We start from the raw sequence: 7,894 nt of genomic DNA on the forward strand, positions 1-7,894 counted from the left end.
CAGCGCCCAACGGCCCTGCGCCCGACGGGCCTGCGCCTGACGCGGCCCTGCGCCCGACGGGCCTGCGCCTGACGCGGCCCTGCGCCCGACGGCCCTGCGCCGGGTGGGACGCCCGAGGCGGTGGGGCCCCGGCCGGGCCCGGGGCTCACCTGGGCTCGGGCGGCCGCTGCCGGGGCATGTTCGGGCGGGCCGGGCCGGGCGGGGGCAGGGGGAAGCGGCCGTTCAGGGCGCTGGTGTCCTGGGTCCGGGCACCGGTGGGGACGGCGGACTGGATGCCCAGGGGGGCCGAACCCGTACGGAACTCGACCATCCAGTCGGCCGTTTCGGCGCGGACGAGTTCGGTGACGTCCTCGGAGAAGCGGCGCAGGACCGCGAGACAGCGTTCGGCGGCCTCTCCGGCCGTGCCCTCGGTGGGACCGAGCACCTCCCGCACGCTCTCCGAGGCCCAGTCGAACTGGAGGACCTGGAGCCGTCGCTGCACGGCCTGGGCGGTGGCCACGTCCCTTATCCAGCCCGAGGTGACGCCGAGGAACCGGTCCACGCCGACGCAGGCGACCGCCACGAGCAGGGCGAGATAGCCCCAGGGGGCGACCCCGCCCACCACATCCGTGAGGTCCAGCAGCGGCAGCGCCGCCCCGGCGGCCGCTCCCACGGCCGCGCCCGTCCGCAGCGCGCGGGCGCCACGCCGTTTCCACACCCGGTCCGCGAGATACCAGGCGGCGGTCTCCAGAGCACCCTTCTCGACCCACCGGTACAGCTCGTCGAGCCGCTCGGCCGGCTCCCCCCAGTCCCCGTGGGGAAAGGTCCGGCCGGTCAGATCGCCCGGCCGCAGTGCCGCCGCACCGTCGCCGCGCCCGTCCTGCGGCGGCCCCTCGGGCTGCATCTCCGGCTGACCCACCCGGCACTCCCTACTGATCACGTTGATCACGGTGCGTGACGCTTCCCCACGGCCCGCACGGCGTGGGAGACACCCCCGACGGCGCTCACGTGACACGTGATGCTGATGCGCCGGATCCTTCCTACCGCCCAATGGGTGGCGAAGTGGAGGGTTTCGCAGCTTTTCCGCCCGGAAGTGGGCCTTGATCAGGTATAGGACCGACAGTCGACTCACTCGAAAGAGTGGCGGGGCGATGGCCTCGCCGACCACGTAGGCTCGTGGCGAACGGGAAGAAGCGCCCGTCCGCAGAGACGACAGAGGAGAGCAGATCGTGATCCCCGGTGGCGGTCAGCCCAATATGCAGCAGTTGCTCCAGCAGGCCCAGAAGATGCAGCAGGACCTGGCGAAGGCCCAGGAGGAGCTGGCGCGGACCGAGGTCGACGGCCAGGCGGGCGGCGGTCTGGTGCGGGCGACGGTCACGGGCGCCGGCGAGCTGCGCGGGCTGCGCATCGACCCCCGGGCGGTGGACCCGGAGGACACCGAGACGCTCGCCGACCTGATCGTCGCGGCCGTCCACGCGGCGAACGAGAACGCCCAGCAGCTCCAGCAGCAGAAGCTCGGCCCGCTCGCCCAGGGTCTCGGCGGCGGTATCCCCGGTCTGCCTTTCTAAGACAGGCGGACGGCATCTACCGTACGTAGTGAAGGCACATCAGGAAGGGCGGCAGTCCGTTGTACGAAGGCGTGGTCCAGGATCTGATCGACGAGCTGGGTCGGCTGCCCGGCGTCGGTCCCAAGAGCGCGCAGCGGATCGCCTTCCATGTGCTGCAGGCCGAACCGGCCGACGTACGGCGCCTCGCCCAGGCCCTGATGGAGGTCAAGGCGAAGGTCCGCTTCTGCGCGACGTGCGGGAACGTCGCGCAGGAGGAGCTGTGCAACATCTGCCGTGACGCCCGCCGCGACCCGACGGTGATCTGTGTCGTCGAGGAGCCCAAGGACGTCGTCGCCGTCGAGCGGACGCGTGAGTTCCGTGGCAGGTACCACGTGCTCGGCGGCGCGATCAGCCCGATCGAGGGCGTGGGCCCGGACGACCTGCGTATACGAGAACTTCTCGCGCGGTTGGCCGACGGTTCGGTCACGGAGCTGATCCTGGCCACGGACCCGAATCTGGAAGGCGAGGCCACGGCCACGTACCTGGCCCGCATGATCAAGCCCATGGGCCTCAAGGTCACCCGCCTGGCCAGCGGCCTCCCGGTGGGCGGCGACCTGGAATACGCGGACGAGGTCACTCTCGGCCGCGCCTTCGAGGGGAGACGACTCCTAGATGTCTGACGCCACGCTGCACGCGACCAGCCAGAACCCGGACGACTTCGCGGTCCAGATCGCGGACCAGGTGGAGAGCTTCCTGGTGGCCGTCACCGAGGTGGCCAAGGGCGACGAGCCGGACTCGGCGGTGCCCTTCCTGCTGCTGGAGGTCTCCCAGCTCCTGCTGGCCGGCGGCCGTCTCGGCGCCCACGAGGACATCGTCCCCGACGAGCGTTACGAGCCCGACATGGGCCCCGAGCCGGACGTGGACGAGCTCCGCGAGAACCTCGCCCGGATGCTGGACCCGGTCGACGTCTACTCCGAGGTCTTCGACCCCTACGAGCCCCGCAAGGCGCCCGTTCCGGCCCGTATCTCCGACGACCTCACCGACGTCATCACCGATCTGCGCCACGGCATGGCCCACTACCGCGCGGGCCGCACCACCGAGGCCCTGTGGTGGTGGCAGTTCTCCTACTTCTCCAACTGGGGCTCGACCGCGTCCGCGACCCTGCGCGCGCTGCACTCGGTGCTCGCCCATGTCCGCCTCGACCAGCCCCTGGATGAGCTGGACGGTCTCGACACCGACCAGACCATGGGCGACGAGACGCTGGAGTTCGAGGCGGGCCGGGTGATGACCGAGGAGATCGCCGGTCCGCTGGGGCTCGGGTCCGGCGAACAGCACGTGAGCTGAACCACTTTTCCGAGTGCCTCGCGTGGCATCGGGCAGGGTCCTGAGCGGCGCACCGGGATCTCACCATGCGATACCGCGAGGGTGAATTTCGGACGCTCGATAGACTGAGCCGACCCGCAGTACACGGGCGTATCTGCGGGAAAAACTGACGGACTGAGCGAGGAGCGCACGTGGGCCTTGTCGTGCAGAAGTACGGAGGCTCCTCCGTAGCCGATGCCGAGGGCATCAAGCGCGTCGCCAAGCGGATCGTGGAAGCGAAGAAGAACGGGCACCAGGTGGTGGCCGTGGTTTCCGCGATGGGCGACACGACGGACGAGCTGATCGATCTCGCCGAGCAGGTATCCCCGATCCCTGCCGGGCGCGAGCTCGACATGCTGCTGACCGCCGGAGAGCGTATCTCCATGGCCCTGCTGGCCATGGCGATCAAAAGCCTGGGCCACAGCGCCCAGAGCTTCACCGGCAGCCAGGCAGGTGTCATCACCGACTCGGTCCACAACAAAGCCCGGATCATCGATGTCACGCCGGGCCGTATCCGGGACTCGCTGAACGAGGGCAACATCGCCATCGTCGCCGGTTTCCAGGGTGTCAGCCAGGACAGCAAGGACATCACCACCCTCGGGCGCGGTGGCTCGGACACGACGGCCGTGGCGCTCGCCGCCGCTCTCGACGCCGAGGTCTGCGAGATCTACACGGACGTCGACGGTGTGTTCACCGCCGACCCGCGTGTGGTGAAGAAGGCCAAGAAGATCGACTGGATCTCGTTCGAGGACATGCTGGAGCTCGCCTCGTCCGGGTCCAAGGTGCTGCTCCACCGCTGTGTGGAGTACGCCCGGCGGTACAACATCCCGATCCACGTGCGGTCCAGCTTCAGCGGACTGCAGGGCACGTGGGTGAGCAGCGAGCCGATTAAGCAAGGGGACAAGACGGTGGAGCAGGCCATCATCTCCGGTGTCGCGCACGACACCTCCGAGGCCAAGATCACGGTCGTCGGCGTGCCGGACAAGCCGGGCGAGGCCGCCGCGATCTTCCGCGCGATCTCCGACGCCGAGGTCAACATCGACATGATCGTGCAGAACGTGTCCGCGGCGGCCACCGGCCTGACGGACATCTCCTTCACGCTGCCCAAGACCGAGGGCCGCAAGGCCATCGACGCCCTGGAGAAGTCCAAGGCGGGCATCGGCTTCGAGTCCCTTCGCTACGACGACCAGATCGGGAAGATCTCGCTGGTGGGCGCGGGGATGAAGACCAACCCCGGTGTCACTGCCGACTTCTTCACCGCGCTGTCCGACGCCGGCGTGAACATCGAGCTGATCTCGACCTCCGAGATCCGCATCTCGGTCGTCACACGCGCCGACGACGTCAACGAGGCCGTGCGCGCCGTGCACACCGCCTTCGGACTGGACTCCGACAGCGACGAGGCCGTCGTCTATGGAGGCACCGGGCGATGACCGGACGACCGACGCTCGCGGTCGTGGGAGCGACCGGAGCCGTCGGCACGGTCATGCTCCAGATCCTGTCCCACCACAAGGACGTCTGGGGCGAGATCCGACTCGTCGCCTCCCCGCGCTCGGCCGGCCGCAAGCTGACCGTGCGCGGGGAGGAGATCGAGGTCCTGGCCCTGTCGGAGGAGGTCTTCGACGGGGTCGACGTCGCGATGTTCGACGTGCCCGACGACATCGCCGCGCGGTGGGCGCCCGTCGCCGTCGCGCGCGGCGCGGTGGTCGTCGACAACTCCGCGGCCTTCCGGATGGACCCGGACGTGCCCCTCGTGGTGCCCGAGGTCAATCCGCACACGGTACGGATGCGGCCGCGCGGGATCGTCGCCAACCCCAACTGCACGACCCTGTCCATGATCGTCGCCCTGGGCGCGCTGCACGCCGAGTTCGGGCTGCGCGAGCTGGTGGTGTCGTCGTACCAGGCGGTGAGCGGGGCCGGGCGGGCCGGGGTGGAGACCCTGCGGCAGCAGTTGTCCCTGGTCGCCGGCACGGAGCTGGGGACCAGCCCCGGTGACGTACGGCGGGCCGTCGGGGACAACACCGGGCCGTTCCCGGAGCCGGTCGCGCTGAACGTCGTGCCATGGGCCGGGTCGCTGCGCGAGGACGGGTGGTCCTCGGAGGAGATGAAGGTGCGGGACGAGTCCCGCAAGATCCTCGGGCTGCCGAAGCTGCCGGTCGCCGTGACCTGCGTACGGGTCCCGGTCGTCACCACGCACTCGCTGACCGTCCACGCCCGCTTCCAGCAGGACGTCACCGTCGCCGGGGCGCGCGAGATCCTCGCCACCGCGCCCGGTGTCGTGCTGTTCGACAACCCGGCCGCGGGGGAGTTCCCGACCCCCGCCGACGTGGTCGGCACCGATCCGACCTGGGTCGGCCGGGTACGGCGGGCCCTGGACGATCCGACCGCGCTGGAGCTGTTCGTCTGCGGGGACAACCTGCGCAAGGGAGCGGCCCTGAACACCACCCAGATCGCCGAACTGATCGCGGCGGAGTTCCTGTCGTAAGCGCGTGCCCCCGAAAACTCTGTGGACCCGCGGCGCTCGATTTGTAGGATCTGCGTGAGCATGTGATCCGGACGATGGTCCGGGCCACTTGATCCGGATACCAGGGGCGTTCGAAGATTTTCTCCCCGCCCTCCGCAACCACGCGGAGGGCGGGGAGCGTCTATGCGGTCGCCCTTGCGGGTGTGGAGACGCATTCATCCAGGCGTGGGGACGCCGAGAGCGGCGTGGGGACGGCCGCTCGCTCGGACATAGGGGAAGAGCGGGACGCATGTGGGCATCTGAGGCTCCGTCGGCCGCGCCGGCCGACGTGAGAACGTTGTCGGGCGCGCCGTCACGGAGACCGGTCGGCGTAAAAATGACGCTCGGCACGTACAACCTTCGTGGGGGGAAGCGTGTCCAACCGACGTGGCAGAGGTACTTGACTTCAGTGTGGCTCCGCCGGGCGCGGCGCTTCGGCCGTCCGTCCGCCGGCCCCGGCGCCCCCGCGCGTCCGGTGCGCCCGGCGGCATGCCGGTGATCGCGCCCATGCCCGCAGCGCGGCCCGCCCGCATCCCCAGTCAGCGTGACGGCGCCGAAGAGACCGTCGCGGCCGGCACGACCGTCGACCACCTCACCGAGACCTACCGCACCCACTACCGCTCCCTGCTCGGTCTCGCCGCCCTCCTGCTCGACGACACCGCCTCCTGCGAGGACGTCGTCCAGGAGGCCTTCATCCGGGTCCACTCCGCCCGCAAGCGGGTCCGCGACCCGGAGAAGACGCTCGCCTATCTGCGCCAGACCGTCGTCAACCTCTCCCGATCCGCGCTGCGCCGCCGCATCCTCGGCCTGAAGCTGCTCTCCAAGCCGATGCCGGACATGGCCAGCGCCGAGGAGGGCGCGTACGACCAGCTGGAGCGGCGCGATCTCATCAAGGCCATGAAGGGCCTGCAGCGCCGTCAGCGCGAGGTGCTGGTGCTGCGCTACTTCGCCGACATGACCGAGGCCCAGGTCGCCGAGACGCTCGGCATATCCCTGGGCTCCGTGAAGGCGTACGGCTCCCGCGGTATCGCGGCCCTGCGCCTCGCGATGGAGGCGTCGACGAGATGAGCGAGACCGAGGACATGGACGCCCAGGAGGGCAGGGAGCGCGGCGAGGACGCCGTGTCACGTCATGGGTCGGGGGACCATGCGACGGGCCGTGAGCCGGATCGGGCTCCGCAGCCGAAGCAAGAGCCGAAGCAACCGCACGCTGGGAACCGAACTGTGAACGACCACCTCGACGAACAGAGTCCCGAGGGGCTCGGATCGGACGAGCTGGCACTGCGCCGGATGCTGCACGAGGTAGTGCAGGACGTCGAACCGCGCGACGGCACGCTGGACCATCTGCGCCGGGCCGTGCCCGCGCGCCGGGCGCGCAAGCGCCAGGCCGCCGTCGGCATGGCCGCCGCCGCGCTGTTCCTCGGCACCGCCGTACCCGCGCTGGTGCATGTCACCGGTGTCGCCGGCCCCGACGCCAACCCCTCCATCGCCGGGCACGGCTCGGCGGCCCAGGGCGGGGCGGGCGAGGGCGAGAGCCAGGGCGGCGGCCACGCCGCCGGCGGTGGTTCCGCCGGGCGCACCGACGGCAGCCCCGATGGCGGTGCCACCTCGGACGAGCACGACCAGGGCGGCTCCACCGGCCCCGGCTCGGGCAGCAGCGCCGACCCGACGGCCAGCGCCCCGGCGGACGCGCCCGTGTGCACCGCCGAGCAGCTCTCCGCCAGCGGCCAGGCCGGCGCCCCCGACTCCACGGGCGCGGTCTACGGCGGCTTCCGCGTCACCAACATCTCCGGCGGCAGCTGCACCGTCAGCGGCCCCGGCACGGTGACGCCCTTCGCACAGGGCGCCGCCGACCCCACCAGGGTCTCCCTCGCGAACCACGCCGCCGGGGACGCGGCGGTCGGCCTGCCCGACCCGTCCCTGGAGACGCAGCAGCTCGTCCTGCTGCCCGGCGCGGCCTTCGAGGTGAAGTTCGCCTGGGTGCCGACCGAGGCCTGCTCCACCGACAGCGGCGGCGGCAGCGGCGGCGGCGGTGACGGGAGCGGCGGCACCGGCACGGGCAGCGGGGGCGGCGGCACCGGAGGCGACACCGGCGTTCCGACGCCGACGCCCACCCCGACCGACGGCACCGGCGACACCACCGACGGGACCACCACCACCGGGGAGCCGGGCATGTCCACGCAGCTCGTCACCGAGGACGGTGGCACCTCGGGCAGCGTCGGTGTGTCCTACACCGCCGAGGCCGGGGGGCCGAGCGCGGCCGCGACCGTGCCCGACGCGTGTGCCGGGACGGTCTACCGGACGGGCATGCTGTCGGGGTCGTAGGGCGGAACGTGACACCCGGCCCGCGGCCGGGTGCTGCGTCGGGACGTCGTGCGCCGGGACGGTCTTCGTCGGGACGTCCTGCGCGGGGACGGTCTTCGTCGGGACGTCCTGCGCGGGGACGGTCTTCGTCGGGACGTCCTGCGCGGGGACGGTCTTCGTCGGGACGTCCTGCGCGGGGACGG

8 protein-coding genes are annotated in these 7,894 nt (G+C 71.3%); 7 read left to right on the top strand and 1 reads right to left on the bottom strand.

All coding sequences use genetic code 11. From position 1 onward, the window contains the following. Positions 1–145 precede the first annotated feature (145 nt). Complete coding sequence (locus ABZZ79_RS23235; RefSeq protein ID WP_356691767.1) at positions 146–898, bottom strand: SLATT domain-containing protein; 753 nt, start codon at positions 896–898, stop codon at positions 146–148. A 310-nt stretch (positions 899–1,208) separates the two neighbouring features. Between ABZZ79_RS23235 and ABZZ79_RS23240 the strand changes: the two genes are divergently transcribed. The 7 genes from ABZZ79_RS23240 (at position 1,209) to ABZZ79_RS23270 (ending at position 7,712) form a co-directional block, all read left to right on the top strand. Then, positions 1,209–1,547, top strand: a complete 339-nt coding sequence (locus ABZZ79_RS23240) for a YbaB/EbfC family nucleoid-associated protein (RefSeq protein WP_356691548.1) — start codon at positions 1,209–1,211, stop codon at positions 1,545–1,547. Between the two features lie 59 nt (positions 1,548–1,606). After that, positions 1,607–2,206, top strand: a complete 600-nt coding sequence (gene recR, locus ABZZ79_RS23245) for a recombination mediator RecR (RefSeq protein WP_356691550.1) — start codon at positions 1,607–1,609, stop codon at positions 2,204–2,206. Continuing rightward, positions 2,199–2,870, top strand: a complete 672-nt coding sequence (locus ABZZ79_RS23250) for a DUF5063 domain-containing protein (RefSeq protein ID WP_356691552.1) — start codon at positions 2,199–2,201, stop codon at positions 2,868–2,870. The genes recR and ABZZ79_RS23250 overlap by 8 nt, the downstream gene beginning before the upstream one ends. Positions 2,871–3,040: 170 nt before the next feature. After that, positions 3,041–4,318 (top strand): aspartate kinase, encoded by a 1,278-nt coding sequence (locus ABZZ79_RS23255; protein ID WP_356691554.1) that lies wholly within the window; start codon positions 3,041–3,043, stop codon positions 4,316–4,318. Continuing rightward, complete coding sequence (locus ABZZ79_RS23260) at positions 4,315–5,370, top strand: aspartate-semialdehyde dehydrogenase (RefSeq protein WP_356691556.1); 1,056 nt, start codon at positions 4,315–4,317, stop codon at positions 5,368–5,370. Before ABZZ79_RS23255 ends, ABZZ79_RS23260 begins: the two co-directional genes overlap by 4 nt. A 507-nt stretch (positions 5,371–5,877) precedes the next feature. Further along, positions 5,878–6,456 carry a SigE family RNA polymerase sigma factor gene (locus ABZZ79_RS23265; RefSeq protein WP_356691558.1) on the top strand — a complete coding sequence of 193 codons (579 nt, stop codon included), beginning with the start codon at positions 5,878–5,880 and terminating at the stop codon, positions 6,454–6,456. A 155-nt stretch (positions 6,457–6,611) separates the two neighbouring features. Then, positions 6,612–7,712, top strand: a complete 1,101-nt coding sequence (locus ABZZ79_RS23270; protein WP_356691560.1) for a hypothetical protein — start codon at positions 6,612–6,614, stop codon at positions 7,710–7,712. Positions 7,713–7,894: the final 182 nt, after the last annotated feature.

Source organism: Streptomyces sp. NPDC006458 (assembly GCF_040612135.1).
Lineage (GTDB): Bacteria > Actinomycetota > Actinomycetes > Streptomycetales > Streptomycetaceae > Streptomyces.